At 69.0% G+C, this 24,770-nt stretch carries 25 protein-coding genes; 7 read left to right on the top strand and 18 right to left on the bottom strand.

Features of this window, described 5'->3' with window-relative positions; translation table 11 throughout:
• Window positions 1-18: 18 nt before the first annotated feature.
• From AC6LJ5_RS21855 to AC6LJ5_RS21835, 5 genes are all read right to left on the bottom strand, one after another.
• On the bottom strand, window positions 19-483 hold the full coding sequence (locus AC6LJ5_RS21855) for a type III secretion system chaperone (RefSeq protein WP_498141609.1): 465 nt from the start codon (window positions 481-483) through the stop codon (window positions 19-21).
• Between the two features lie 44 nt (window positions 484-527).
• Window positions 528-2,483 carry a hypothetical protein gene (locus AC6LJ5_RS21850; protein WP_498141608.1) on the bottom strand — a complete coding sequence of 652 codons (1,956 nt, stop codon included), beginning with the start codon at window positions 2,481-2,483 and terminating at the stop codon, window positions 528-530.
• 240 nt (window positions 2,484-2,723) lie between these two features.
• On the bottom strand, window positions 2,724-4,157 hold the full coding sequence (locus AC6LJ5_RS21845; RefSeq protein WP_498141607.1) for a hypothetical protein: 1,434 nt from the start codon (window positions 4,155-4,157) through the stop codon (window positions 2,724-2,726).
• Window positions 4,154-6,292 (bottom strand): hypothetical protein, encoded by a 2,139-nt coding sequence (locus tag AC6LJ5_RS21840; RefSeq protein WP_498141606.1) that lies wholly within the window; start codon window positions 6,290-6,292, stop codon window positions 4,154-4,156. The genes AC6LJ5_RS21845 and AC6LJ5_RS21840 overlap by 4 nt, the downstream gene beginning before the upstream one ends.
• 1 nt (window position 6,293) lies before the next feature.
• Window positions 6,294-6,653 (bottom strand): STAS domain-containing protein, encoded by a 360-nt coding sequence (locus AC6LJ5_RS21835; protein ID WP_498141605.1) that lies wholly within the window; start codon window positions 6,651-6,653, stop codon window positions 6,294-6,296.
• Window positions 6,654-6,834: 181 nt separating this feature from the next.
• On the opposite strand from AC6LJ5_RS21835, the gene AC6LJ5_RS21830 reads away from it, so the two are divergent.
• The 7 genes from AC6LJ5_RS21830 (at window position 6,835) to AC6LJ5_RS21800 (ending at window position 13,789) form a co-directional block, all read left to right on the top strand.
• A complete protein-coding gene (locus AC6LJ5_RS21830) occupies window positions 6,835-7,248 on the top strand; it encodes an ATP-binding protein (protein WP_498141604.1) in 414 nt (137 codons plus the stop codon).
• Window positions 7,249-7,306: 58 nt separating this feature from the next.
• Complete coding sequence (locus AC6LJ5_RS21825; protein ID WP_498141603.1) at window positions 7,307-8,032, top strand: alanine racemase; 726 nt, start codon at window positions 7,307-7,309, stop codon at window positions 8,030-8,032.
• Window positions 8,032-8,421, top strand: a complete 390-nt coding sequence (locus AC6LJ5_RS21820) for an alanine racemase C-terminal domain-containing protein (RefSeq protein WP_498141602.1) — start codon at window positions 8,032-8,034, stop codon at window positions 8,419-8,421. Before AC6LJ5_RS21825 ends, AC6LJ5_RS21820 begins: the two co-directional genes overlap by 1 nt.
• Complete coding sequence (locus AC6LJ5_RS21815; RefSeq protein WP_498141601.1) at window positions 8,418-10,424, top strand: SpoIIE family protein phosphatase; 2,007 nt, start codon at window positions 8,418-8,420, stop codon at window positions 10,422-10,424. The genes AC6LJ5_RS21820 and AC6LJ5_RS21815 overlap by 4 nt, the downstream gene beginning before the upstream one ends.
• Window positions 10,421-11,641, top strand: coding sequence for an ABC transporter substrate-binding protein (locus tag AC6LJ5_RS21810; RefSeq protein WP_498141600.1), 1,221 nt, complete (start codon window positions 10,421-10,423; stop codon window positions 11,639-11,641). The genes AC6LJ5_RS21815 and AC6LJ5_RS21810 overlap by 4 nt, the downstream gene beginning before the upstream one ends.
• A 531-nt stretch (window positions 11,642-12,172) precedes the next feature.
• Window positions 12,173-12,844: a response regulator gene (locus tag AC6LJ5_RS21805; RefSeq protein WP_498141599.1), complete on the top strand. Its 672-nt coding sequence runs from the start codon at window positions 12,173-12,175 to the stop codon at window positions 12,842-12,844.
• A 339-nt stretch (window positions 12,845-13,183) separates the two neighbouring features.
• On the top strand, window positions 13,184-13,789 hold the full coding sequence (locus AC6LJ5_RS21800; protein ID WP_498141598.1) for an RNA polymerase sigma factor: 606 nt from the start codon (window positions 13,184-13,186) through the stop codon (window positions 13,787-13,789).
• A gap of 35 nt (window positions 13,790-13,824) precedes the next feature.
• Here the strand turns inward: AC6LJ5_RS21800 and sctC are convergent, their stop codons facing one another.
• The 13 genes from sctC to sctJ form a co-directional block, all read right to left on the bottom strand.
• Window positions 13,825-15,801, bottom strand: a complete 1,977-nt coding sequence (gene sctC, locus AC6LJ5_RS21795) for a type III secretion system outer membrane ring subunit SctC (protein ID WP_498141597.1) — start codon at window positions 15,799-15,801, stop codon at window positions 13,825-13,827.
• Window positions 15,798-16,169, bottom strand: a complete 372-nt coding sequence (locus tag AC6LJ5_RS21790; RefSeq protein WP_498141596.1) for a type III secretion system chaperone family protein — start codon at window positions 16,167-16,169, stop codon at window positions 15,798-15,800. The genes sctC and AC6LJ5_RS21790 overlap by 4 nt, the downstream gene beginning before the upstream one ends.
• A gap of 31 nt (window positions 16,170-16,200) precedes the next feature.
• Window positions 16,201-17,262, bottom strand: a complete 1,062-nt coding sequence (sctU, locus tag AC6LJ5_RS21785) for a type III secretion system export apparatus subunit SctU (RefSeq protein WP_498141595.1) — start codon at window positions 17,260-17,262, stop codon at window positions 16,201-16,203.
• A complete protein-coding gene (gene sctT, locus AC6LJ5_RS21780) occupies window positions 17,259-18,059 on the bottom strand; it encodes a type III secretion system export apparatus subunit SctT (protein WP_498141594.1) in 801 nt (266 codons plus the stop codon). The genes sctU and sctT overlap by 4 nt, the downstream gene beginning before the upstream one ends.
• Before the next feature lie 19 nt (window positions 18,060-18,078).
• Complete coding sequence (gene sctS, locus AC6LJ5_RS21775) at window positions 18,079-18,345, bottom strand: type III secretion system export apparatus subunit SctS (RefSeq protein ID WP_498141593.1); 267 nt, start codon at window positions 18,343-18,345, stop codon at window positions 18,079-18,081.
• A 28-nt stretch (window positions 18,346-18,373) separates the two neighbouring features.
• Window positions 18,374-19,060 carry a type III secretion system export apparatus subunit SctR gene (gene sctR / locus AC6LJ5_RS21770; protein WP_498141592.1) on the bottom strand — a complete coding sequence of 229 codons (687 nt, stop codon included), beginning with the start codon at window positions 19,058-19,060 and terminating at the stop codon, window positions 18,374-18,376.
• The gene (gene sctQ, locus AC6LJ5_RS21765) at window positions 19,057-20,238 is read right to left on the bottom strand and encodes a type III secretion system cytoplasmic ring protein SctQ (protein WP_498141591.1); all 1,182 of its coding nucleotides are present in this window, start codon (window positions 20,236-20,238) and stop codon (window positions 19,057-19,059) included. The genes sctR and sctQ overlap by 4 nt, the downstream gene beginning before the upstream one ends.
• 6 nt (window positions 20,239-20,244) lie before the next feature.
• On the bottom strand, window positions 20,245-20,820 hold the full coding sequence (locus AC6LJ5_RS21760; protein ID WP_498141590.1) for a hypothetical protein: 576 nt from the start codon (window positions 20,818-20,820) through the stop codon (window positions 20,245-20,247).
• On the bottom strand, window positions 20,807-21,325 hold the full coding sequence (gene sctO / locus AC6LJ5_RS21755; protein ID WP_498141589.1) for a type III secretion system stalk subunit SctO: 519 nt from the start codon (window positions 21,323-21,325) through the stop codon (window positions 20,807-20,809). Before sctO ends, AC6LJ5_RS21760 begins: the two co-directional genes overlap by 14 nt.
• A gap of 13 nt (window positions 21,326-21,338) precedes the next feature.
• Window positions 21,339-22,706, bottom strand: coding sequence for a type III secretion system ATPase SctN (sctN, locus tag AC6LJ5_RS21750; RefSeq protein ID WP_498141588.1), 1,368 nt, complete (start codon window positions 22,704-22,706; stop codon window positions 21,339-21,341).
• On the bottom strand, window positions 22,703-23,341 hold the full coding sequence (locus AC6LJ5_RS21745; RefSeq protein WP_498141587.1) for an HrpE/YscL family type III secretion apparatus protein: 639 nt from the start codon (window positions 23,339-23,341) through the stop codon (window positions 22,703-22,705). The genes sctN and AC6LJ5_RS21745 overlap by 4 nt, the downstream gene beginning before the upstream one ends.
• Window positions 23,311-23,961: a SctK family type III secretion system sorting platform protein gene (locus tag AC6LJ5_RS21740; RefSeq protein WP_498141586.1), complete on the bottom strand. Its 651-nt coding sequence runs from the start codon at window positions 23,959-23,961 to the stop codon at window positions 23,311-23,313. The genes AC6LJ5_RS21745 and AC6LJ5_RS21740 overlap by 31 nt, the downstream gene beginning before the upstream one ends.
• The coding region (gene sctJ, locus AC6LJ5_RS21735) for a type III secretion system inner membrane ring lipoprotein SctJ (protein ID WP_498141585.1) at window positions 23,958-24,770 on the bottom strand (813 nt) is incomplete at its 5' end. The genes sctJ and AC6LJ5_RS21740, both read right to left, overlap by 4 nt.

Here is a 24,770-nt window from a genome sequence, read left to right as displayed (position 1 = left end):
GTTCATCGACAGGACGATTCAGGCAAACCCTGCCGGCACGAACACCGCCACGGGTTCGATCTGCCCGGATTCCGCGCCATCGGACTCATCCGTCAGCCGTGCCGCCCAGTCCAGCGCCGCGCTGGAGAAGGCATACAGCCTTTGCGACAAGGCCTCGTCGTCAAGCGCGGCCACTTCCAGCCGCAGGACCAGCATCGCCATGCTGCGCGCCTCGTCCAGCGTCAGGACGCCGCCCGCGAGCGCGCGCCAGGATGAGTTCGCGGCCAACAGCAAGGGATGGACGCGCACGCCATCCTCCGGCGCCACGACGCCGAGGTCGGCGGCCAGCACCAGGACCTGATCCCTGCCGTCGCTGTAGTACTGCAGGAGGAAGGGGACATTGTCGAGTTGCAGGGCGGCCGAGCCCTCTTCATCGAAGATCGACGCGTCCACGCCCAACGCCTTGGCGATGGCGCGCAATTTGGCGGGATGAGATGCAGTCATGGGGAGATATTCCTTTGCGGCGCGGCGACGGGGCCTGGCGCCCGTCAGTGCTTGTGCAGGGCGACAGCCTCGTAGCTGAACGCCTTGGCGATGGCCGGCAGCCCGTCGCGCGGCACGCGGAATGTCAACGCGCCGCCATCGGCCTCGAGACGGCCCTGCCCGGCGACGCCCTGGTATCCGGGAAAAGCTTCCAGCCCACGCAACGCCGCGGCGATTTGCCGAGGCGTGCCGGCGCATGAAAAGACCAGCTCGCCCGATTGCGCATCCTGCCGAACGCGCCACTCCCTGCGTTGGTCGGGGTCCGCGATCTGCGGATACGCCAAGCCGATCCCGCCGCGCGTGGTCATGACCGTTGGCGAGGTCAATTTCTCCAGGCAATCCAGCAGGTTCAGGCAAGCGTCGCGCCGGGCCACGTGCTCGCCGCCCCCAGACACGCCGAACTGGAACGTATCCACCGCCAGCCGCTCCTGGAAGATACGCAGGATGTCGTCGCGCCGGCCTTCGTACAGCTGCTTGGTCTTATTGAGATTGCGCGCGAAATCCGCTTCGGCTGCGCGATTCGAGCCGAACTCCCTGGCATAGGAATCGAAAATGCCCGTATCGGCCTTGCTGCGCGCCAGGCTCGCAATCATGCGCACGCCTTCCATTTTCTCGGCCAGCGTGCTCTGGTCGAACATGGAGAAGTTCTTGTAGCCCAGGGACGGCACCAGACCAGGCTGCGTGAACGAAAAATCGCTGCGGACATCACCCCGTCTGCCCAGCAGCCCGCCTTCCAGCGCATGCCCCGGATCGATGCCGATGAAACTGTTGCCCACGTATCCCTTGTTGCCACCCGTCGAGCCGAGCGCGTCGCGGTCGGCCATCAACAGCAGCAGGATCTTGTTGCGGCCCAGCTCGCTCATCCCGAGGTCCAGCCTGGGCGGCCCCGTGAATACGCCGTCCGGATCTCCCGGGCGCTTCTGATTGCGCACCAGCACGCCATCTTTCAGATAGCGCTCGCCCTTTTCCGGCTTGCCGTCGAAGTCGCTGAAGCCGTCCACATGCGTGCCGTCCAGCATGAGCTTGGGCGTGCCGTCCGCATGGACGCTCTCCACCAGTTTCAATTTCTGGCTCTGGATACCCAGGCTGCGCATCAGATCGTTGGCCAGCGCCTCGCGCACCGCACCCTCGTTGCGCGCCTTGGCCGAGGCGCCGGTCAACCAGCGATGTAGCATACCCTTGGCCTTGTCCGTGGGTATGTGGTACTTGCCCATGAACTTGTCTGCCTCGTAGTAATCGAGCTTGATGTAGTGCTTCTTGTCGAACTTGGCCTGGACATTCATGACTTCGGTGCGCAGATAGGCGGACAGTGCCCGGCCATGCGCGGCAAGCGCTGCGTTCCCGTCGGATGCGCCGGCTGCCTCGGCCGACAGGATGATGGCCGAAGCCAACGCCAGCTTGAAACCGGGAGCCGCGCCAGTGGCGGCCAACCCGGCCAAGGCGCCCGCCGGGTGTGCCTGCAGCGCCCGCGCCGTATCTGCGTGCTCGCCCGCCGACGGGCCGACCATGCGCGCCAGCGCCGCGTGCAGCAGGGCCTGCAGCGCCTCGTCGCCGGGACGCCTGGGCGCATCGCCCTGCGCGGCCGCGCGCAAAGTGGGGCGCTCCTGCGTCCGCCCGGGTGAACGGCCGCTCCCGCCATCCACCCCGGACGCATTCCTCATCGCGGCCTGCCAGCGTCCGCCGCTCTCGCCGGGGACGGAAGCCTGAGACATGGCGCTCGCGTCCAGCCATCGCACCAGCGCCCGCTGGGCGCTGGCATGGAATTTGTGCGCCGGATCCTGCAGCTTGGCGGAATCGCTCTCGCTCCAGTCGCGTTTGGCGACAAACCCGGGCTCAACGCCCTTGAACTTGTCACCGATGACGCGATAGCCCGCCACCCTGCCCTGGACCCCTCGCCCGTCGCCTTTCGCGTAGCGCTGGCCGAACAGCGGCGCCGGCTCGCCACCGGCGCGCGCGATCACCCGGCTCAACCCCCGGCAGATCGCCTTGGTGAAATCCGATGCGGAGCTGTCCGCCTTGGCAAGCAGACTGGCCTGGATTCGGCCTGATACCCCCTGTACCTGAACAGACATGGTTCTCCCGCGAATGCGCTTGCCACATGCCGGGTTCGCCTGCCAACCCGAGGACTTCCGCTACGTGGCGATTGGCCACCGAAAGTTCCCAGCCACGCAGGCCCCGCCGCGCTGGCGCGCGGCCCGCGACTATGGCGCGCGAACGCCCTGCCCTGCGCCGTCGTCCAGCAGATCCTGGAAACGCGTCTGCCATATCGAGATCAACCTGGCCGCTTCCGCGACCGTGCAGACATCAAGCAGATTCGGATCGTCCGGCACCACGGGCAGCATGCCCGCCTCGAGCAGCAAGTGGTTCATAAGCAGAAAGGCGATGGTGCGCAGATTTCCATCCGAATACAGATGATGCTGCTCCAGCGCCAGGCAGCACTCGGCGATCGACTGCCTCACGAGCAGGTCGCGCGCTTCGCCCGCCAGGCTGGACAAGCCGGACATCCGTTCATAGTGCGCGCGGATGATCTGGTCCGCCTTATCCCGGCACTGCGTCCGCGACTGCCGGGACGTCATGACATAGAGTCCGTCCATTCCCTGCTGCAGCCGGCTCCATTCTTCGCTGCCGGGATAGCGGTCCAGGCGCGCTTCCCACTCCTCGCGGCGCGCGGCACTCAGCTTGCCCTCGTCGAAGTCCTCGCCAAAATCCACGCCGTAGCACACCGCCACGCCATCCCGATAGCCGGCATGCAAGGGCTCGCCTTTCCTGTCCCGCACCCCCGCCACCGCATGGCCGTGATACTGCTCGAACAGTTCGCCATCCAGCGGCTTTCGCGCCCGCACCTGTTCCAGCATCCGCGTGAACGCGTCCATCATCGCGGCCATGTAGCCCCTTTCATCTTCGTACAGCGCGGGATTGCAGCGATCACCGTCATCGCCATCCATCAGCAGCCGGTAGCCGTCCCGCAGCGGATTGCGCATGCGCTCGAAGCAGGCAAAACCGCTGGCGCCCAGCGTCTGCGCGAACGCCAGCCGGGCCATCTCCAGGCGGAACAACTGCCGCACGACGTCGGCGTACTCGCCGCCCAGCGATTCCGGCAGCGTTTCCGTATCGCGGCCGAGCCGCGCGACGGCCGCCTGCATCGCGGACAGGTCCGCATCCGCGGGCAGCTCCGCATAAGCAGCGGCTATCTTTTTCTGCACCATGGCCTGGATCCAGTCAAATGGCCCCGGAGACTCGGCGCCGCGCTCAGGCGCGATGCGTGCGTGCTCATCGAGACCCGGCAGCGTCGGCCAATCCGGTCCAAGCGACTGGCCGGACCAGAACTCGATATGCTGCAAGCAGGTTTTCACCGTGGGCAAGCTCAGGCTGGACGCCGTCTTCTCGTCGGGGCCGACATCGCGCTCCACCATCAGCGCGGCCACGTCATGCGAGGCTCGCTTGATCTGTTGCAACAGGTGTTGATACGGCGTCGCCCTGCCCGGATTCGGCTGTGCATTCACACGGGGTCGCGGGTCGGCGACGATATAGGGCAAGCCCTGGTCGCTGACGCCGACCCGTTCCGACCCGCGCCTGCAGAGCATGAACAGATCGTGCCAGGGACGCAGGCTGGGCTCGCCGGCGGATTGCATCATAAGGCTCCCTCCAGGCGCACGATGGCGCGCTCGAATTCCGCCTGCAGCCGGGGATCGGGAGCCAGTCCCTGCCGCTCTCCTGGCCGCGCCAGGCTGCCGCAGCGTTCCAATGCCGTCGCCAGCAGCGCCGACAACAGTTTCAAGCGCTCGATCAGCGCGGCGCCGTCCGGTCCCACATCGGCATCCACCGCGGCTCCCAACGCCGTCACGCAGCTATCCAGCAGGGACGCCATGTGCTCGATCGCCGCCCGGCCCGGCAGCCCGCGCGGCGCCCCCATGTCGCCCACCGCCGCATCGACCAGCCCGGCATAGGCCTGGAGGCGATCATCGGCGCCGAACATCGGCTGGTCCCGATGCCGCAGGCGCATCCATTCGGTGGCCAGGACGACCACGCGCGCCCAGGCGTCCAGCAACGGCCCGGATTCAGGCAGAGGCGCGCGCCCGAGCTGCTCGAATTGGGCGCGCAGCTGGTCGACCGCCGCACCGCGCGCCTCCTGGATGCGCAGCGGCAAGACCGCGCGCAGCGCGGCGCGGTCCATGTTCCAGCCATGGCGCCGGGCGGGCTCGGCCAGATCCAGGACGGCGGTCAGCACCGCGACGGGCCACACCCCCGCGTCCTGGGCGCCCAGCTCGCGCCGACCGCCTCGCGGCCCATGCTGGCATGCCCATAGCGCGTCGTCCAACAGGCGCCGCAAGGTCAGCAGCATGCGCTGTTCGGTGGCATCGCCCGACGCCAGATCAGCGCCTTCCTCATGAGCGGCGGCCAGCTCGAGCATCCTGGCCACGGCCTGGAGCCGGTCGGCCAGGGAAAGAACAGGCGTCGCCCGCCCGCCGGCATCCAGCGTAGTCGCCATGGCCTGCAACGTCGCCAGGCGGTCTTTCCGGCGCATCAGTTCCCGCTCGATCGCGCTGTCCACGCTGGACGCCTCGATGACCACGCCCGGCGGGGTCGTCGGCGTATCGATCTGATCCCTGACGGCCCCGTCCAGGTCCGCCGCCGCCCCCATGCCAAGCATGCGTTGCAACGCCGGCGTATCCAGGTGATGGATGATCCAATCCCTGTCAGCCCGCTCCAGGCGCGACAGTTCATGCGCGGCCAGGATAGAGAACGCGCGTTGCGCGCCCGGATCCCGCTCGCCGGAAAAATCCGTGTAGTCCTCGGACGCGATCTGCTTGCGCAGGGCCTCGCTCCAGGCCCGCGCACACTGTTTTCCCGACGCTGCGGTCGCGTCCTGCCGAAGCGCCCCGAGCAATGCCTGCCGCGTTTGCGGCGTCAGGGCCATGCGGCACGCGACCTCCTGCTGCACCGCCATGCGCAGGCAGGCCCGCGCGAGGACGAGGTCCCTATCGTCGCCTGCCGCCAGGGCCAGGCGCGTCCGCAGCGTTTCCAGGACCGGCGCCGGCATGTCCTTCAAGGCCAGGAACATCATCTGTTGCAGCGGCAGGCGCGTCTTCCGGAAGCCGCCGAAGACCTGCAGGAACCGGCTCTCGGCCTCTTCCGGCGATGACACGCGGGCCGGACCGCCAGCCCAATCCCGCATGGCCGTCCTCAGCGCCGGAACGCAGACCTGGTCGGCATACGTCTTCTCCACGCAGGCCATGAGCTGCTTCGCGAAAGCGCGTTCGGGCAGATCGGGCCATGCGCCGTCGCTCAGGTCCACCAGCGCGCCCGTGGCGATCTTCCGGCGGTCGTAATCCGTCAGGCGTTGCAAGTGACGCCGCAGCATGGGCGCCACCAGCGCCTCGATCTCCGCGCTTTCGCGCCCGTTCCAGGGAAGGACCGCGTCCAGCCTGGCGCAGGCTTCGCGCAACGCGCGACGGCCATGCTGGCCCGCGTCCGCGCCGCGCTTCATCGTCATGGCGCCCAGCAGGTCGGCCATGGCCCGGCTGAGTTCGCGCACCTGCTGCCGGGCTCGCAGCGACGACGGCGCGCAGCGCATCAGCAGGCGCCAAAATGCGCCGCGCAACCGTTGCCCCCACCCCGCGGGCGCCGTCGCCGCGCGCGCGGACGGCGATTCGTCGCGCCGCGCCTGCAGCCCGGCTCCCCATCGCCGCAGATTGCCGACGTAGCCCAGCGGCGCGTCGCCATAGTCGCGGGCGGCGAGCCTGCGCAACGAATCGCTCAATGGCCGCATGTCAGGCTCCCGACGCGGCGCGCAGCGGCGCCTTGACGTTCAACGCGCAGGTCCTGTCCTCGCGTATCGGCAGGATATCCAGGAAGCCACTGACCTCGAACACCTCGTGCACGGCGCCGCTCAGGCCGCACAGGATCAGGACGATCCCCAGTTCACGAGCCTTCTGGGCGGCCACCAGCACCACGCGCAGTCCCGCGCTGGAAATGTAGTCCAGCCCCGCCAGGTCCAGTATCAGCCGCGCGGGTCCCGTCGCCAGGCGCGCGAGCACGTCGGCCTCGAATTCCGCCGCATTGGCGCTGTTGAGCTGCCCCCTGGGGCAGACCACCAGCGCATCGTCGATATGCTCCACGTACAGGTTCATGCCGTGCCGTCCTCCTGTCATGCCGATAAGGTCATTCCTGGCATGGGTAACGCGCGCGGCCCGCGCGGTTCCTCGCGAGTTGGCACGCGGCGGTGAACTCTTTGCCGCCTGGCGGCCACACAGGCTGTTCCATCCCTCGTCGCCCCCTCTCCCTATGCTGATCGACGCCCGATGCCCCTCCATGCTCGCGCTGGCTCCGTCCGACGACGCGCTGGCCGACGCCGTCACCTGGTTGACCGGCCTGTGCCTGCGCGACGGCTGGCCCGCCCCGGACTCGCTGGCGGCGACGCTCGTCCTGGAAGAGGCGCTGACCAACATCCTCAAGCACGGCCTGGCCTCGCCCGCGCAAGAACATGCCGGACTCGTGCGCCTGCGCTTCGCCCGCGGCTGCGGCATCGCGGCCCTGCGCATCATGGACAACGGCCCGCCGTTCGATCCGCTGGCCGCGCAGCCCCGCCCCCATGCCCGGTCGCTGGAACAGGCGCGGCCGGGCGGGCAAGGCTTGCGCCTGATGCGCCACTACACGCGCGCGATGCGCTACCGGCGCCGTCACGGCCAGAACGAGCTCACGCTGTTCTTCCAGCCCGGACGTTGAGACCCCGGTCTCGGAACCATTGCCGGGCCACGGTCACGTATGCCCCATGTGCACCGACATGCCCACCCGGCCAAACACCGCGCGCCCGCTGCGTATCGTCATCGACCCTTCGGCGCTGGCGCACAACCTGAGCCGCCTGCGCCATGCGCGCGGCGGGCGGTCGCCACGGGTCTGGGCCGTGGCCAAGGCCGATGCCTACGGCCATGGCCAGGCCCATCTGCTGGCGGCGCTGGCCAAGGCGGACGGCCTGGCCGTGCGCGACCTCGCCGAAGCCCGGCGCGTGACCGACCTGGGCTGGCGCGGCCGCATCCTGGTTCTGGGCGGATTGTTCGACCGGCACGAGGCCGGCCATCTCGCCGACATGTCGCTCGACCTGGTGGTCGGCGCCATGAACCAGCTGGACTGGCTTGCCTCGGCTCGCGCCGCGCGGCCGCCGGCCATCTGGCTGCGCTGGTCGGGCGACCTGGGTCATGCCGGCTTCGATGCCCGCGACTATCCCGACGCCTATCGCCGCGCCCAGGCGCTGGCCGCCCGGGGACGCGCATCGGCGGTCGGCCATCTGCTGCATTACGCGAACGCCGAGGAAGCCGACAAACGCTATCTGTGCGACCGCGCCTTCGACCTGGCGATCTGCGGCCTGCCCGGCCCGGTCAGCCGCAGCAACTCGGCCGCGTTGCTGACAGCGGGGCGCGGCGCGCCGACGGAAGACTGGATCCGGCCCGGCCTGGCGCTCTACGGCGCCAGCCCCTTGCCGCAGGCCGACGCCGCCGCGCTCGGCCGGTGATGGCCCTGTATTCGGCCATCACCGCGGTGCGCTGCCTGGAAGCGGGCGCCACCGTCGGCTACGGCGGCGAATTCATCGCGCCCGCGCCCATGCGCATCGGCATCGTGGCCGCCGGCTATGCCGACGGCTATCCCCGAACCGCGCGCACGGGCACGCCGGTACGCGTCGGGACATGCCCGTCCCGCGTGCTGGGCCGCGTCGGCATGGACACTCTCGCCGTCGACCTGTCCGCCATCCCGGGCGCGGGCGTCGGCTCGTCGGTCACGCTGTGGGGCGACCACGGTCTGTCGGCCGAGCGCGTGGCGCGCGAAGCCGGCACGGTGGCCGCGCAATTGTTCACTGGTCTCGATCCGCGCCTCGCGGTGCAACTACGCTCAAACCGGCCATGATCCTGTCCTCCCTGCGCGGCAAGATCTTCCTGCTGGTCGTCGCCGTCCTGCTCAGCCTGACGACCACCATGATGCTGGTCACGCAGCGCGACGTCACCTCGACCGTCGCCGCCGGCGAGCAGCACGCCATCGGCAACGTCATGGACCTGCTGCGGCGCGACCTGGACAGCCGCTGGGCCACGCTGCTGCAGGAAAAGGTGGAAATCGTGTCCGGCGGCAAGCAGGATCTGCGGCGCATGGGCCAGACCCTGCAGGCCATGGCCGAAGCCTATGCCGACCTGGCCCGCCGGGGCGTCGTCGGCGAAGGCGCCGCCCGAGGCCTGGCGCGAGCCTGGATCAACCGCATGAGCCTGGACACGCCCCACGACGTGTACCTCTACGACGCCGGACTCCATGTGCTGGCCTCCAACCGGCATGAACTGATCGACGCCGACCTGTCCGGCCTGAAGGACATCAAGGGACACGCGTTCGCCGCCGCCATGCTGGCCCGCGACCGTGCGACGAGCATGGACTACACCCTGTTCCGCTGGCCGGATGGCGGCTACCGGGGCGGCGAAACCCGCTATGCCTACTTCACGCAGTTTCCCCGCTGGCAATGGATGCTGGTGGTCGACGACGGCACGCAAGGCGCGCTGCAGCGCGCCCGCTGGCGCCGCGAACAGATGGAGCAGGCCTTGAAGGAAACGCTGTCCCGGCTGACGCTGGCGCAATCCGGCTTCGTCATGATCCTGGACGACCAGGACCGGGCAATCGCGCCGCCCCCCCCGCGCTTCGCCGGCATGCTCTCCAGTCCGGACCAGCACACCGGCAGCCCGCTGGCCGCGCTATTGCGCCGCCAGGACGACGCCCCCCTGCTGGGCCGCGTACCCTATGCCAATGAACACGGCACCTGGCTGATCGAGACCTCATACTTCGCCCCCCTGAAATGGACGCTGGTCGGCGCCGTTCCCGAACAAGACCTGAAATCGCCGGCCCAGCGCCTGATGCAGCGCCAGGCCGTGGCCTTCGCCGCCACGCTGGTGCTGGCGCTGACGCTGGCATGGCTGCTGGCCGCGCGGCTCGCCCGGCCATTGAACCAGCTGGCGCGCTATGCGCTGCAGCTGGCCGGGCAGGATCTCGCCCGTCCCCAGCCCGTCCCGCCCGAGATCAAGGCGCTGCCGCGTCGCAACCGCGACGAGACCGGCCGCCTCGCGGCCTCGTTCCTGCACATGGCGGACCGGCTGTCCCGGAACGTCCGCCAGCTGCTGTCGGAAACCGCCGCCCGCGAACGCTTCGAAAGCGAGCTGAACGTCGCTCGCGACATACAGCTGGGCCTGCTGCCCGCTCCGCTGCCCGACGCCGCGTGCCGGCGCCTGGACCTGCACGCCCTGATGGTGCCCGCCAAGGAAGTGGGCGGCGATCTCTACGACTACTTCCCCATGCGGGACGGCCAGCTGTGCGTGGTAATCGGGGACGTGTCCGGCAAGGGCGTTCCGGCCGCGCTGTTCATGGCGGTCACCCGAACCCTGATCCGCACGGTCGCCGAAGACGAAAGCGACCCGGCCATGATCACGGCCCGGGTCAACGACAGGCTGTCGCAGAACAATCCCCGTCTCATGTTCGTCACGCTGATCGTCGCCACCATAGATCCGGCCACGCGCCAGCTGCGCTGGGCCAACGCGGGCCACCCGCCGCCGCTGCTCTGCGTCGCCGACGGCGACATCTGGCCCCTGGCCGGCCGCAGCGGCCCCGCCTGCGGCATACAGGCGGGTATTCCCTATCGCGGCTTTTCGGCCCGCCTGCAGCCCGGCAATCTGCTGCTCACCTATACCGACGGCGTCACGGAAGCCATGAGTCCCGAGTCACTGCAATACGGCGAGACGCGCCTGCAGGCTTGCCTGAAGGCCGCGCGGGCGCAGGCCTGCCAGCCGATCCTGGAAGCGGTGCTCGCGGACGTCAAGGCGCACGCCCGCGCGGCCGAACAATCCGACGACATCACCCTGGTCGCCGCACGCATACGATGAAACCGCTCGCCCCCCTGATCCTCGCCGCCCTGCTCTTCAGCGCCCCCGTCGCCGCCCAGGACAGGCCCGGCGCCCCGTCCACGCCGGCGCAAGCCCCCCGCATCCAATCCGCCGACGCGCTGCAACCCCGGCCCGGGCCAGGCGGACGCCGCTGGCGCATCGGCTATGTGCAGAGCGGCGACTACCAGGAGTACCCGCGCACGCTGGCTGCCTTGGTACAGGGACTGCGGCAGCTGGGCTGGCTGAGCATCGACGAGATTCCCGCCGGCCTGGACGGCAGGCAGACCTGGAGCTACATCGCGGAGCACGCGCGCAGCGATACGCTCAGCTTCGTGCGCGACGCATGGTGGCAGCCCGGCGACTTCGATGCCAGCGCGCGGCCCGCGATGCGGCAGGCGATCCAGGATCGACTGACGCGCAAGGGCGACGTGGACCTGATGATCGCAATGGGCACCTGGGCCGGACAGGACATGGCGGCCATCGGCCCGCCAGTGCCCACCGTGGTGGGTTCGGCCAGCGACCCGGTCGGCGCCGGCATTGTCGCCAGCGCGACCGACAGCGGGCGCGACAACCTGCACGCCCGAGTCGAACCGGAACGCTATGAACAGCAGATACGCCTGTTCAACAGCATCGTTCCCTTCAGAACGCTGGGCGTGGTCTACGAGGACACCGCCGAGGGGCGTGGCTACGCCGCGCTGGACGCGCTGCAGCGCGTCGCCGGCGAGCGCGGCTTTCGCGTGATCCCGTGCCAGGCCAGAACCTCCGGCATCGGCGCGCCGCAGGCGCAATTGAATGTCCTGACCTGCTACAAGCGCCTGGCCGCGACTGTCGAAGCCATGTACGTGACGGTCAGTTCGGGACTGACCGCCGACATCACGCGCCGCCTCGCGGCGCTGCTGCGGACGAGGCGCATTCCCAGTTTCGCCATGCTGGGCGCGGAGGAAGTGCAAAACGGCCTGCTCCTGAGCATGGCGCGCGCGGACTATGCCGCGGTGGGCCGGTTCCACGCCACTATCATCGCCCGCATCCTGCGCGGCGAATCGCCCCGCCACATCAGCCAGCTCTGGCGGGAACCCGCCAGGATCGCCCTCAACTTCAAGACCATGCGCCTCATCGGCTTCGATCCGCCCATGGAATTGCTGCTGGCGGCGGACGATATCTTTGAACTCGCGAACGGGCCTGGCCCCGCACAATCTGTGACGTTTATCCAACATTGAAAAACAAATGCGTTTCCGCCCGTTTTTATTTCGCAATTTATGGGAATAATGTGTCGGAAAATTGCCGTCGCGCTCCTACTATCCGCTTCATACCGTGATGGAAACCCTGCGCATCCCGACGACCGGATTGACAAGGCGATGATCCAAAGACCGCAGTCCGCCCGCCGCCCGCCCCGGCGGCCCACGGGCGCACTCCCGCCAGCCTGCATGCCCGACCCGGAATCCACTCTAGGGATTTCCCCGATACGCAACGCACCGGCCACCGCCGATGACGCATCCCGCCCTTGACCACGACCAGCCGCGCACAACGCGCGGCAGCCATGCCGACGGTCGCTACCCCGACGCCGGCAACCCGCCTTGCCACAACAGCGTGCTTCACCGCAGTTCCACAAAGCAATCAGAAGAGCGCCACGCTCTCGCCCCCTGGTACTAAGAGTTGCGCCCGCCTATGCGCACAGGGCGCCCCCGGCAAACGTTGTATCTGTCCACATCGCCGATGGCCGATCGCCTGTCGCATCACGGAGGTAACAAATGAATGTTCCGATCGATCAACACGCCCATTGTTCCCGCCTGCGCATCCTGGTGGCCGATGACCATCATCTGGTGCGCGAAGGCGTCAAGCTCGTGCTATCGCAGCGTTCGCTGGAACACCTGGTGCAGGTGGTCGCCGAGGCCACCTGCGCGGAGAGCGTGCTGACGCAGCTGAACGCCCACGAGATCGACCTGCTGGTGCTGGACCTGGGCATGCCGGGCATCACCGGATCGCGCTGGATACGCGCGCTGCGCGACGCGCACCCCGACCTGCACATCATCGTCATGACCGCCAACCAGGACTCGCACACGCGCGACGCGGTCCTCGCCGCCGGCGTGGAAGCCTATCTGCTCAAGCAGGGCGAAACGCAGACGCTGCTGGACGCGGTCAACGCGCTGGCGCTCAAGCGTGCAATGCCCGCGGCGCCGCGCGCCGCCGCGTCCGGCGAAGCGCCGCCTGCCTCGCCCGCCGCGCCGGCGGAATCGCTGACCCGCCGCGAACAGCAGATCCTGGCCCTGATCGCGGCCGGCGCGACCGGCACGGAAGTGGCGCGACGCCTGTATATCAGCCCGCTCACGGTGCGCAAGCATCGCGAGAACCTGATGCGCAAGCTGGAGGTCCACAACACCGCCGAATTGGTCGCCTACGCGGTGCGGCTCGGCGTTCAATAGGGTGCAGCCGCGCCCCTTCATGGTGCACATCGCGGCGGTCCCCGTCCGTGGCCGCGAATAGACAAAAAAATACGATGAACGTCGTATTGGTCGCTTAGAAGACGCTCGGTAGAGTCTCCATCCACAAGCTTTGGATTGATCGTGCTGGTGGAACTCGACGGCCTGTTCAACAGCAGGCCCGCGAGCCGGCCATCAGCCGCCCGACCGCTTTCATCGCGACGCCCGGCCTCGGCGCGAGCCGCCGAAGCCCGGGGAGCCTTTTGCCCGCGCAATGAGTTCGGTCAACGGTAAGCCCGGCTCCGTGAGCCATGCCGGGTGCAGTCAAGAAGGCCGACCCTCATGCACACTCTCACGAAATCCGTCACGACGTCCCTGACCGACCACGCCGCCGCGAGCGCCCCTCAGGCAACGCTGCCGCCCGCGTCGATGAACCGCCTGTTCAACGAACTGGTCTGCGAGCATGGCAGCCGCCTGCGCCGCTTCGTCACCCGCCGCATCGGCAACGAAGCCGACGCGGCCGACATCGCGCAACAGGCGTTCATCGAAGCCTCGAATGCCTATGGCGACTTCCGCGGCGACTCCAAGCTTTCGACCTGGCTGTACGGCATCGCATTGAACCTGGTGCGCAACTACCTGTCGCGCGCGCCCGAGCAGCGCTACAACTTCGTCTGTGAGACCGCGCTCACGCATCACGCCTGCCTGCAGCCGAATCCGGAACAGATCGCCGCGCAGCGCGAAATCATGATGGTGCTGAGCTCGGCGCTGGAATCGCTGCCCGAGAACATGCGCCAGATCCTCAATCTGGCGGGCATGGAAAACCTCTCGTACGAGCAGATCGCCGACATCCTGGACGTGCCGCTGGGCACCGTGCGCAGCCGCCTGTCACGGGCCCGCGCGGCGCTGCGGCAGCGCATGGAAGCGCAAGGGGCCGTGCTGCCCTTCTGAAGCGGTTGCGGGGCCCCGGCCCCGCAACCCGATCATCACGCGCCGCTATACCAGGGCGCGTTCCAATCCCGGCCGGACGAGTCCCGCGATGCGCCGGCGGGCGGCCTGGATGGCCGCGCGGCGGGGATGGCGCCGCCGTCCCGCAACGGGTTCAGCAACTGTGGATCCTGCGCCTGGGGCACCGGGATGGCCAGTGGCGCGGCACCGCTGGCGGGCGCGGCGGGCCATGACGGCGCCACGCCGCCGGACTGCGGATCCCGGATCACGGCGCGCCTGCCATCGACGGCTCGCAAGCCACTGCCGCCCTGTATCCGCTCAAGGAACTGGGCGGCCGACGCCGCCGGTTTTTCATCCCATGGCGCGGCCACGGCGTCGCCGAACGAAGGGTTCGCCACCGTCACGATATTCGCGGGCGCCGCCACCGTGACGCCGTTGATGGACACCAGCCTGGGCCGGATCAGGAACAGCCGCTCGCGCCGCTGCACGGTCTTGGATTTGCTGGAGAACAACGCCCCCAGGAACGGAATGTCGCCAAGCAGCGGCACCTTGTCGACCTTCTCGGTATTCTGGCTGCTGTTGTACCCGCCTATCAGCAGGGTCTGCTGATCCCCCACGACGGCCAGCGTGCTGATATTGCTCTTGCGCACGGTCGGCAGGCCATCGATCTCCACCTCGCTCTGGACGCTGCCGTCCTCGATGTCCACGGTCAACTCAACCTGCCCGCCCTGGGCGGCCGCGATATAGCGCGGCGTCACGCGCAGCGATGTGCCCACAGTCACCGGCGTGACCGTCGCGACCCGCTCGCCGCGCAGCGAGATGTAGAAGGTCTCGGACAGGTCGATCATCGCCCCCAGGTTGTCGGCCGTGAGGATGGACGGCTGCGACAGGATGTTCGCGGCGCCCCTGCTCTGCAAGGCCCGCACCCTCGCCGCCAGCGACGTTCCCAGGCTCAGCCCCAGCGTGCCGGGGCTGAGCTTGGCCGCGCTGTCCACCGGCAGGCCGCCGGACGGCTTGAGCGCCAGATCGCCATAGCCGATGCTGGACCGGCCGACATTGGCGCCCCAGTTGACGCCCAGCTCGCTGATTGCCTCGGAATTCACGTCCACGATCATCGCCTCGATCTCCACCAGGGTGCTGGGCACATCCAACTGTTCGATCAACTGCCGGTAGACCGGAATCCGGTCGGGAATGTCCTGCACCACGATCGCGTTCAGCCGTGTATCGGCCTGGATCGACGGCTCGCGCGTCCTGGCGCCGCGTGGCGCCTCGGCGGCGCTCCTGGGGGCCGGCGCGGCCTCGCTCTTCGCGCCTTCGGGCTCCAGCACGCGCGGCGGATTGTCCCGCAGCGGCGCCGCGATCTCCGCCAGCGCGGAATTGCCGCCGGCGCCGCCGCCCTGGATCAGGTTGCGCAGCACGGTCGCCAGCCCGGGCGTGGCGACCTGCTGGTTGCGGTAGCTGATCACGCGGTCGTTCACCGATGCGTGCTTGAGGCGGAACACCGCGACCTGCTGCCCGCTGGCCCCGACCGGCAGGGCCGCCACGGTGCGCTCGACCAGCTCCACGTAGCCAGGCGGCCCGGAGACCAGCGCGACGCCCTGATCGGGCAGCTCGCCCCAGCCGAAGCGTGCATCCAGCACGCCCAGCTGCGTCAGCGCCTGGCGCAGATTGCCGATGGAACCGCCCATGGCGCTGACGGTGCGCGTGGCCATGTCGCTGGCGCGGCTGACGAACAGCGTGCCGGCGTACACGAACCAGTTGAAGCCATAGACACCGCCCAGCTTGTCCATGAAGTCGGTGGGATTGGAGGCGTTGAACTTGCCGCTGACGGTGCCTTGCAGGCCCGGCGTCATCTGCAGGGCCAGGCTGAAGCCGCCGGCGAAATCGCGCAGCACGTCCTGCACGCTTTCGCCCTTGGCGTAGTAGCTGTAGGCCGCGTTGGGCCAGGAGGGCGCGCACCATGCGGACGCCGCGGGGACCAGCGCGCAGGCCCCGGCCGCGATCAATCGTTTCACAATGATCCTCCCGAGCGGGCGACGGTGCGCCACGCCGACAAGGCGTTGACGAAATCCCCCAGCAGATCCGAAAAACCCTCGGCCCGGCAGTCGGGCCGCAGGATCATCTGCAGGAGCAGGCTTTCCCCCGTGGCGTCGATCGTCATCGAGCCGGGGGAGTTGCGCAGCATGCCGAACGCGAACCCGCCGCAACGCAGCATCAGGTCATCCCTGTCGTCGCCCGGCGGGGGCAAGGGACACAGGCGGCTCTTCACGCCCAGCCATCCCTGCGCCAGCGGCACCAGCCGCAGGCTGTAGACCGCGTCCACCGTGATGGCGACGCCGCCGTCATGGGCCAGCGCGCTTTCCGGAATGGCATAGGCGCTCATGCAATGCGCGACGAGCGGGTGTATCGGCGGTCTATCCATGGTCATGGGTTCCCTGGTCGTTCAGCTGGCGCAACAGGCGCAGCAATTCCGCCGTGGGCACGACAAGCTCGGCGGGTATGTATTGGTCGACGCTGCCCTGCGCCATCAGCGCGCGCGCCAGCGGAATGTTCTGCATCACGGGGATGCCTTCCTCGCGCGCGGCCTTCACCATGGCGGCGGCGAGCGCGCCCTCGCCCTTGGCCAGCACCACGGGCAGCGGCACCTTGTCTTCCTCGTAGAAGAGCGCGATGGCCAGGTGCGTCGGATTGGTCACCACCACCGAGGCCTTGCGGGTGTTCTGCACCGTGTCGTTCATGGCCATTTCCTGGTGCAGGTGCTTGCGGGCGTGCTTGATGTGCGGATCGCCCTCCATTTCCTTGTATTCCTGCTTCACTTCTTCCTTGGACATCATCAGCCCCTTGCGGTATTGCATGCGTTGCCAGCCCAGGTCCGCCACCGAAATGACGAAGTACGCCACGGCGATGTTCACCACCAGCGTGCGCATCATGCTGCCCATCGCGGCCCCCATGCCGGCCAGGCCGCTGTGCGGAATCTTCATCAGCTCGGGCATGGCGTCCTTGATCACCTGCGTGACCAGGACCGACAGGAACACGATCTTGGCGGTGGATTTCAGGAACTCCACCAGGTTCTTCTTGGAAAAGATGTTCTTGAGGTTCGCCATGATGTTGATCTTCTTGGCGGACGGCAGCAGCTTCTGGAACGCCAGCACCAATCCCACCTGCATGGCATCAGCGAAGATGCCCATGCCGATCACGATGCCCAGGTACGGCAGGCTGATGGCGATCAGCTCCTGCAGCAGGATATCGAGCACGGTATTGATGGCGGCCCCGAAGGGGATGCCGGTGAAATTCGCCGGCGTCAGGATGATCCTGCCCAGCGCCTCGAAGATCGCGCCGGCGTTGCCCAGCGTGTAGCCGAACAGCGCCAGCACCAGCACGGTCTGGGTGAAGTCCTTGCTGTACGCGACATCGCCCTTCTTGCGCGAGTCGCGCAGCCGCTTCTGGCTGGGCGGTTCGGTTTTCTCGCCGCTCATGGCGGCGTCCATTCCCGCCGCAGGAACGGCAGGATGTCGTTCACGCCCGCCACGCTCTCCCAGGCATAGCCGAACAGCACCTTCATGTAGAGGATCAGCACCAGCAGCGCCAGCGCGCTCTTGATCGGCATGGCCAGGAAGAAGACCTGCAGCTGCGGCGCGAAACGGCTCACCAGCGCCAGCCCGACTTCGGCCAGGAACATCGCGACCACCGCCGGGGCGGCGTACAGCAGGGTCATCCGCATCAGGGTGTCGAGCAGGTCGAGCATCAGCGGCGCCGAGGATGGGCGCAGCGCAGGCCACCAGGTCCAGATGCTCCAGACCTGGAAGCTGTTCACGATCAGCGTCACCAGCAGGAACCACCCGCCGCTGATCATGAAGAAGACCATGAAGGCCTGGTTGAACAGAATGCCCATCGGCGAGGATTCATTGCCCGTGCCCGGATTCAGGGTCGAGCCCAGGCTAGCCCCGCGCTGGTTGTCGATGACGAAGCCCGCCGCCTCGAAGATCCAGAACGGCAGCGCCACGATGAAGCCCATCGTCATGCCCACGAACGCTTCCTTGGCCACGATCAGCAGCGTATCGCCGATCCCGCCGCTCCAGCTGGCGTAGTCCGCCGCCAGCGCGGGCACCAGCACCAGCCCCAGCGCGGCCGCCACGCCATAGCGCAGCAGGCCGGGCAGCAGGCTGCGGTTGAACAGCGGCAGCATCATGCACAAGCCCAGGATGCGCGGTTGCGTCATGGCCAGCGTTCCCAACAGTATTTTTGCTTCCTCGTAGGTGACGCCGGCGGCCATGTGGTTCCCTTCCCGCGCGTCAGCGGATATGCACGAACGCGCCGAATGTGCTGACGGTGAAGTTGTACAGTTCCGTCCCCACCCAGCGCGCCGTGAGCAGGATCACGCCGAACACCACGATCATCTTGATGGCGAAGGACAGCGTCTGCTCCTGGATCTGGGTCAGGGCCTGGAACAGCGAGAACAGGGTGCCGATGATCGCCGCGGCGGCGATCGGCGGCAGCGACAGCCACAGCACCAGGTACAGGGACTGCGTCATGTAGGAAACGAGATCGCTCGTGCTCATGCCTGCTTCCTTCTTGTATCGGCGCGCCCTAGGCATAGGACAGCACCAGACCCTGGATCAGGCGGCTCCAGCCGTCCACCATGACGAACAGGAACAGTTTCAGCGGCATGGAGATGGTCACGGGCGACACCATCATCATCCCCATGGCCATGAGAATGTTGGACACGATCAGGTCGATGATGACGAAGGGCAGATACAGCAGGAAGCCCACCTGGAACGCCACCGTCAGCTCGGACAGCAGGAACGCCGGCACCAGCACGATCAGGTCCGTTTCGCGCAACGCGGCCGCCTGTTCCGGCCCCCAGAGCTGGCGCGCGGTGCGCACGAAGAAATCGCGCTGCTCCGCGCGGCTGTTCTTCAGCATGAAGCCGCGCATGGGCTCGGCGGCGCGCTCGGCGACGCCCAGGAAATTCTCCAGCGAGCTGCCGGCCTGGACGCCCGGCGTCCCCGCCGCGCCCGACTCGGCCGCCGGCGCGGCGGTGCGCAGTTCCGCCGAGATCTGGTAGCCCACCGGCGCCATGACATAGGCCGACAGGATCACCGCCAGCCCGTAAAGCGCCATGTTCGGCGGCGCCTGCTGGATGCCCATCGCATTGCGCACCAGCACCAGCACCACGCTGATCTTCAGGAACGAGGTCGTCATCACCACGGCCAGCGGCACTAGCGCCACCATGGACAGCGCCAGCGCCAGGGTGATGGGATCGTAGCCGCTCATGAGTCGCCCAGCCTCAGGGCCTTCAGCCGCACGCCGATGTTGCCGTCCACCTCGACCAGCTCGCCCAGACCCACGTCCATGCCATTGGCGCGGATGCGCACGCAGCCGTCGGCCACCGGCCGGTCCAGCTCGAACACTTCGCCCGGGGCCAGCGTGCGCAGCCGGTCCAGGGTGATCAGGCGTTCGCCCAGATCGAAGCCCAGCCGCACCGGCACCAGGCCGAAGTCCACGCGAGCCTCCTGGCCCTCTCCGTCCCCGTCCGCGCCGGCATCCTCCTGCGCATCGCGCGGCGCCAGCGCGCCGAAGCGCCGCGCGCCCGCCGGAAATACGCCGTCCTCATCGCTGACAGCCACCGATTCATCGCTCATGATCTTCTCCCAGGCTTGCGCCACCACCAGTTTTCCGTCCTGCGCGCGCAGGCCCAGGCCCCACCGGGTGTCGAGCCGCATCCAGAGCAGGCCCTGGCCGTCCACCCGATGCTCGTCGAGGAACACGACATCGCCTTCGGCCAGGCCACGCAGCTCCGCCAGGGACAGCGTGCAGGCGCCGACCTCGGCGCGCATGCGCACCGGCACCGCCGCCGGATCCAGCGTCTGCGGCGCCGACAGGCGCTGACCCAGCGCGCCGGCCAGCAGCATCAGCCCCAGTCCGTCGCAGGACAGGATGACAAAGCCCGTCATGCCCGACTCGGCATTGCGCAGGCGCAGCGTCCATTCATGCTCCAGGCCGGCCGCCGCGTCGCCGTCCAGCGCCAGGTCCACCAGCCGCGCGGGCCCATTGCCCAGCGCGCCGGCAGCGTCCAGCACCTCGTCCACCAGCGCCTCGACGGCGGCCGCGTACAGCGGCTCGGGCAGCTCGTCCAGGTCCAGGTCCGGCATGCGCGCGGACAGCCAGGCGCGCATGCCCGCCGGCGGCAGGCAGCAGCGCAGGCGCGCGCCGGCCCATTCCAGCGTCACGACCACCCGGGCCGAGGCGCGCAGCGTTTCCTCCATCTCCTGTCGGAAGCCCACCTCCCAGCGGGTTTCCGGCAGCGCGCCGCCGGGGCCCGCGGCGGGCAGGATCACCGGGAAGCTTGCGCCCAGGCGCGCGATCTGCGTGTAGGCGCGCGCCGTCTGGCGATCCAGGCGCAGCAGGGACAGCGGTATCTCGACAGGCCGGTTCATGGCGATGGCATCCATGGGCGCTCAGGGAGCCGAACCATCCGCCAGCCACTGGCCGGGATGGACGTCGGCGCCGTCGCGGTCCTGCAGATTGATCCGGACCAGCCGCCGCAGGGTGGCGGCCAAGCCATCGGCCAGGCCCTGCGCCAGCGCGGACACGCGCTGCTGCGCGCGCTCGCTCGCGCAGCGGAACAGCACCGCCAGCGCGCCGCCGTCCTCGAACACCGATACGCTCACCCCTTCCATGAAGCCCTCGTCCAGTTCGACCCTGACCTCGCGCCGCCCGCCGCCGCCCTGGTCGGACACCAACAAGCGACCGGCCGCCAGGCGCAGCGATTCCTCCAGCCCGGACGCGGCATCCGGGGCGGCGGGCGCCTGCGGCGGCGCTGGTCCGAACAGCCCGAAGGGCGTCAACGGCGCCGACATCCGCGCCGCGTCCAGGGACTCGTCGTCCGCGCCCTTCAAGGCGCGCGCGAAGGCCTGGCTGTCGGCCTCGTCCGCGTCGCGGCGGCGCTCGGCGTCGCCGCCCTGGCGCGTGTCCCATTCCGCGCCGCCCTGCGACAGGCCGATCTCCAGGCCTATCCGTCTATCCGTGCTCATCGGCCGTCTCCTCGATTTCCTCGTCCCATTCGCGCGGCCGCCATGCGGTCGATGCCGCTTCCTCGACTTCCGCGTCCTCCTTGTTTTCCTGCTCCTTGAGCGCCTCGGCCTGGTACACGCCGGCCAGGTCCACGAACTTGTCGCACTGGCGCAGCGCGTGCTGGTGCGCCAGCCGCGCCCCGTCCAGCGCGTCCCGCGCCTCGACTTCCTTCCTGAGCGCATCTTCCCGCGCCGCATCCCGGCGTCGCTCGCCTTCCTTCAGCCCCGCCACCTGCTGCAGCACGTCGTCGATCTCGCGCACGCGCACCACCCGGCTGCACAGGTCCTCGTACATGCCGTCCTCCCGCCTGCGCGCCTCGCCCCGGTACTGTTCCAGCGCCTCCTCGGCCTCGCTTCGGACCTGGACGGCCCGCGCCATGTGCCGGCGCGCGCGGCCCACCCCCAGCTCCGCCTGCTCCTCCCGGAAGCGCTTGATCCTGAGCAGCTCGTCGAACAGCTTCTTCATGGCGGGCCATGCCTCATTGCTCCGCGATGTCCGTCATGCCGCCGACCGCTTCCGCCAGGGTCGAGCGCTCTTCCGTGCGCTGACGCAGGAAACCGCGTATGGCCTCGATCTTGCGCAGCGCCTCGTCGGTCGCGGCGTCGCCGCCGGGCTTGTACTCGCCGATCTTCACCAGCAGCTCCACCTCCTGGTACTTGGCCATCAGCTCGCGGATCCGGCCGGCGGCCGCCTTGTGCTCGGGACGCACCACGGCATTCATCACCCGGCTGGCCGACGCCAGCACATCGATGGCCGGATAGTGGTTGCTGGCCGCCAGCTTGCGCGACAGCACGATGTGCCCGTCCAGGATGGAGCGGGTCTCGTCCGCCACCGGCTCGGTCATGTCGTCGCCCTCGACCAGCACGGTGTACAGCGCGGTGATGGAGCCCTTGTCGTTCATGCCCACCCGCTCCATCAGCCTGGGCAGGGTCGCGAACACCGACGGCGGATAGCCCCGGCGGGTCGGCGGCTCGCCGGCCGCCAGGCCGATCTCGCGCTGCGCGCGCGCGAAGCGCGTCACCGAATCCATCAGGAACAGCACCTTCTTGCCCTGGTCGCGGAAGTACTCCGCGATGGCGGTGGCCACGTAGGCCGCCTTGGCGCGCTCCATCGAGGACTTGTCGCTGGTGGCGCAGACGATCACGCTGCGCCGCCTCCCATCCTCGCCCAACTCGTGCTCCAGGAATTCGCGCACCTCGCGGCCGCGCTCGCCGATCAGGGCGACCACGGTGACGTCCACCGCCGCGCCCTTGACCAGCATGCCCATCAGGGTGGACTTGCCGCCGCCGGCCGCCGCGAAGATGCCCATGCGCTGCCCTTCGCCGCAGGTCAGCAGCCCGTCCAGCGCGCGCACGCCCAGCTCCAGCGGCTCGTGGATGATGCGGCGGGTCAGCGGATCCGGCGCGTCCGCGAACACGGGATAGAACTTGCTGGCCTCCAGCGGTCCCAGCCTGTCGGCGTCCAGCGGCCGGCCCAGCCCATCGAGCACGCGCCCCAGCAGGCCCGCGCCCACCGGCACCATGTGGGAACGGCCGGTGGGAATGACCTCGGTCGACGAAGAGATGCCATGCATGTCGCCCACCGGCGTCAGCAGGGCGGCATCCTTCACGAAGCCCACCACCTCGCCCTTCATCTCGAAGTCCTCGCCCGGATTGCGCAGCAGGCAGACCTCGCCCACCTTGACGGCCGGCACCACCGCCTTGATGATCGTGCCGATCACCTGCGTCACCCGGCCGCGCACATGCAGGACCGGCGTGTCCTGCAGCGCCATGCTCATCATTTCCGTGATGTAGCTGAACTCGCGCGCGCGCCGTCCGCCGGTTCCCGGCGCCAGATCCGGCTTCATATTCGGCTCCCCAGCACGCGCTCGAAGGCCTGCCGCAGCGCCGCCAGCTGGCGCTCCAGGCTGGCCTCGACCAGGCCGATCTCGCTTTCGACGATGCAGGCCCCCGGCGCCAGGCGCGGATCGGCCACCACGTCCACATAGCCCATGCGGGGAAAGCCCGCCAGCCAGTCGTTCATGCGTTCCTCGGCGATGGGCACGTCGTCGGGATGCATGCGCAGCGTGACCTGCTTCTGGTTGCGCACCACCGACAGCGCCCCGTGCACCACGGCGCCGACGCGCTCGCGGTCGTCAAAGCCCGCGATCAGCTTGCGCACCGCCTGCATCACGATGTCGATGACCGCCGACTCCACGCCGGCGAAATACTCCACCGTCCGCCCGGCCGCCTCCAGCATGTGCTGGGCGGCCTTGAGCTGGGCCTGTTCGCGGCCGTCGGCGTAGCCGCGCTCGCGCTCGGCCTCGTAGGCGGCGCGCGCGTCGGCCACGATGCCGTCCGCCTGCCGCGCCGCCGCCGCGACCAGCGCCTGCGCGTCGCCCAGCGCCGCGTACTCGGACGCGCGCAGGATGCGCGCGCCGGGCGCGACGGAACCGGCCAGCCGACGCGGCGTCAACGGGTCTGCGGGAATGATGAAAGCCATTCTGGGTCCATTTTCTCGATGATGCGCAGTTCCAGTTCCAGCGCGGCCTCGGGCGACAGCGGCGCTTCGCCTTCGGACACCCGGGGCATCTTCAGTTCCACGCGCCGCAGGATCGCGGGTCCCGCGCCCTTGAGGGAGGCCAGCACGGTGCGCCGGCCCAGCTCGCAGGCGGCGCGCAGCACCTCGTCCAGGCTCCAGTCGCGCGAGTCCGGCAATCCGGGATGCAGCGCCTCGGCTTCACGCACGAAAGCCATGACCTCCGCGCCGAATGCCTCACGCAGCGCCCGTACTTCCGCGCCCACGATGCTGCGACGCAGCCTCGGGCCGCAGAGCAGGGCGCCGGTGCGCAGCGCCAGCCCGTCCAGGCTTGCCGTGGGCAGCAGCGCGACGGCCAGCTCCCGCCGGTTGACATCGCCGGACAGCGCCGCCGCCGGCCCCAGGCCCTTGAGGATCTGCCGCGACCAATGCCGGTGCAGCGCCGCGCGGGCCTTGGGGTGCGACTGCAGCACGACCAGGTTGGCCCCGCCGGCGAAGTCGGGTTGTTGCGACGGATGCAGGGTCTCGCTGGGAAGCTGGAAGAACCTCAGCATCCGGCCGACCAGCCTGGGATCGACGCTCATGCCACGGGCCCACTCGGTTCGGTCCTGGCCGGTTCGACGCGCTTGCCCGGGATCAGCCGGTCACGCAGCGCCCTCGGCGCGCGACGCCATGCGAACCAGCCGCCCGCCGCGAGCAGCGCCAGCAGCAGCGCGGCGCCCACGCCCACCAGCGCGCCGACCAGGAGCGGCGAGGCGTTGCGCCCCTCGTCGCCCGAGGCCGTCGGCGCCTGCGCGCGGGCGGCGGGCTGCGCATTGATCAAGGCCACGGACACCTTGTCCTCGCTCAGCCCGGGAATGGCGTGTATCACCAGCCTGCGTATCTGCGGCAGCAAGGCGTCCAGCGCGTAGCCCGGCTGGGTCTTGATGAACACGGCGGCGGTGGACGGCGTCGCCTCCTCGCCGACGCCGCCGCGCTCTGGCAGCACCACATGCACGCGGGCGGTAATGACGCCATCCATCTGCGACAACGTGTTGGCCAGCTCCTGCGACAGGGCATAGATGTAGCGCGCGCGCTCTTCCAGCGGCGACGAGACCAGCCCTTCCTTGCGGAAGATCTGTCCCATGCCGTCGAAGCGCTCGCGCGGCAGGCCCTTGGCGCGCAGCACCGCCAGCGCCTGGGCCACCTGATCCGCCTGGACGCTGATGGCGACGCCGGCCTTGCCGGCGCTCTTTTGCGCGGCGATGCCGGCGTCCAGCAACACCGACAGCACTTCATTGGCCTCGCCCTCGGGCACGGCGGCCAGCAGGTCCACGCGCGCGCCGCAGCCCGCCAGCATGGCCAGCAGCAGCAACAGGCAGCCGATCAGCCCGGCGCGCCGGTAGCCCCGGCG

It is taken from the genome of Achromobacter sp. 1011791174, assembly GCF_059760925.1.
The sequence above is the reverse complement of the archived record's forward strand: the minus strand, read 5'-3'. Positions and strand labels throughout refer to the sequence as shown.

Bases quoted from the DNA above. Each gene is read 5' to 3' on its own strand.
- sctU (WP_498141595.1), bottom strand. From the start codon at position 17,262: ATGAGCGGCGAGAAAACCGAACCGCCCAGCCAGAAGCGGCTGCGCGAC.
- sctQ (WP_498141591.1), bottom strand. From the start codon at position 20,238: ATGGATGCCATCGCCATGAACCGGCCTGTCGAGATACCGCTGTCCCTG.
- AC6LJ5_RS21845 (WP_498141607.1), bottom strand. From the start codon at position 4,157: ATGATGCAATCCGCCGGCGAGCCCAGCCTGCGTCCCTGGCACGATCTG.
- sctS (WP_498141593.1), bottom strand. From the start codon at position 18,345: ATGAGCACGAGCGATCTCGTTTCCTACATGACGCAGTCCCTGTACCTG.
- sctT (WP_498141594.1), bottom strand. From the start codon at position 18,059: ATGGCCGCCGGCGTCACCTACGAGGAAGCAAAAATACTGTTGGGAACG.
- AC6LJ5_RS21760 (WP_498141590.1), bottom strand. From the start codon at position 20,820: ATGAGCACGGATAGACGGATAGGCCTGGAGATCGGCCTGTCGCAGGGC.
- AC6LJ5_RS21830 (WP_498141604.1), top strand. From the start codon at position 6,835: ATGCTCGCGCTGGCTCCGTCCGACGACGCGCTGGCCGACGCCGTCACC.
- AC6LJ5_RS21805 (WP_498141599.1), top strand. From the start codon at position 12,173: ATGAATGTTCCGATCGATCAACACGCCCATTGTTCCCGCCTGCGCATC.
- AC6LJ5_RS21835 (WP_498141605.1), bottom strand. From the start codon at position 6,653: ATGAACCTGTACGTGGAGCATATCGACGATGCGCTGGTGGTCTGCCCC.
- AC6LJ5_RS21800 (WP_498141598.1), top strand. From the start codon at position 13,184: ATGCACACTCTCACGAAATCCGTCACGACGTCCCTGACCGACCACGCC.
- AC6LJ5_RS21840 (WP_498141606.1), bottom strand. From the start codon at position 6,292: ATGCGGCCATTGAGCGATTCGTTGCGCAGGCTCGCCGCCCGCGACTAT.
- AC6LJ5_RS21740 (WP_498141586.1), bottom strand. From the start codon at position 23,961: ATGAGCGTCGATCCCAGGCTGGTCGGCCGGATGCTGAGGTTCTTCCAG.
- AC6LJ5_RS21820 (WP_498141602.1), top strand. From the start codon at position 8,032: ATGGCCCTGTATTCGGCCATCACCGCGGTGCGCTGCCTGGAAGCGGGC.
- AC6LJ5_RS21815 (WP_498141601.1), top strand. From the start codon at position 8,418: ATGATCCTGTCCTCCCTGCGCGGCAAGATCTTCCTGCTGGTCGTCGCC.
- sctO (WP_498141589.1), bottom strand. From the start codon at position 21,325: ATGAAGAAGCTGTTCGACGAGCTGCTCAGGATCAAGCGCTTCCGGGAG.
- AC6LJ5_RS21810 (WP_498141600.1), top strand. From the start codon at position 10,421: ATGAAACCGCTCGCCCCCCTGATCCTCGCCGCCCTGCTCTTCAGCGCC.
- sctR (WP_498141592.1), bottom strand. From the start codon at position 19,060: ATGAGCGGCTACGATCCCATCACCCTGGCGCTGGCGCTGTCCATGGTG.
- AC6LJ5_RS21745 (WP_498141587.1), bottom strand. From the start codon at position 23,341: ATGGCTTTCATCATTCCCGCAGACCCGTTGACGCCGCGTCGGCTGGCC.
- AC6LJ5_RS21825 (WP_498141603.1), top strand. From the start codon at position 7,307: ATGCCCACCCGGCCAAACACCGCGCGCCCGCTGCGTATCGTCATCGAC.
- sctN (WP_498141588.1), bottom strand. From the start codon at position 22,706: ATGAAGCCGGATCTGGCGCCGGGAACCGGCGGACGGCGCGCGCGCGAG.
- AC6LJ5_RS21790 (WP_498141596.1), bottom strand. From the start codon at position 16,169: ATGAGCGCCTATGCCATTCCGGAAAGCGCGCTGGCCCATGACGGCGGC.
- AC6LJ5_RS21855 (WP_498141609.1), bottom strand. From the start codon at position 483: ATGACTGCATCTCATCCCGCCAAATTGCGCGCCATCGCCAAGGCGTTG.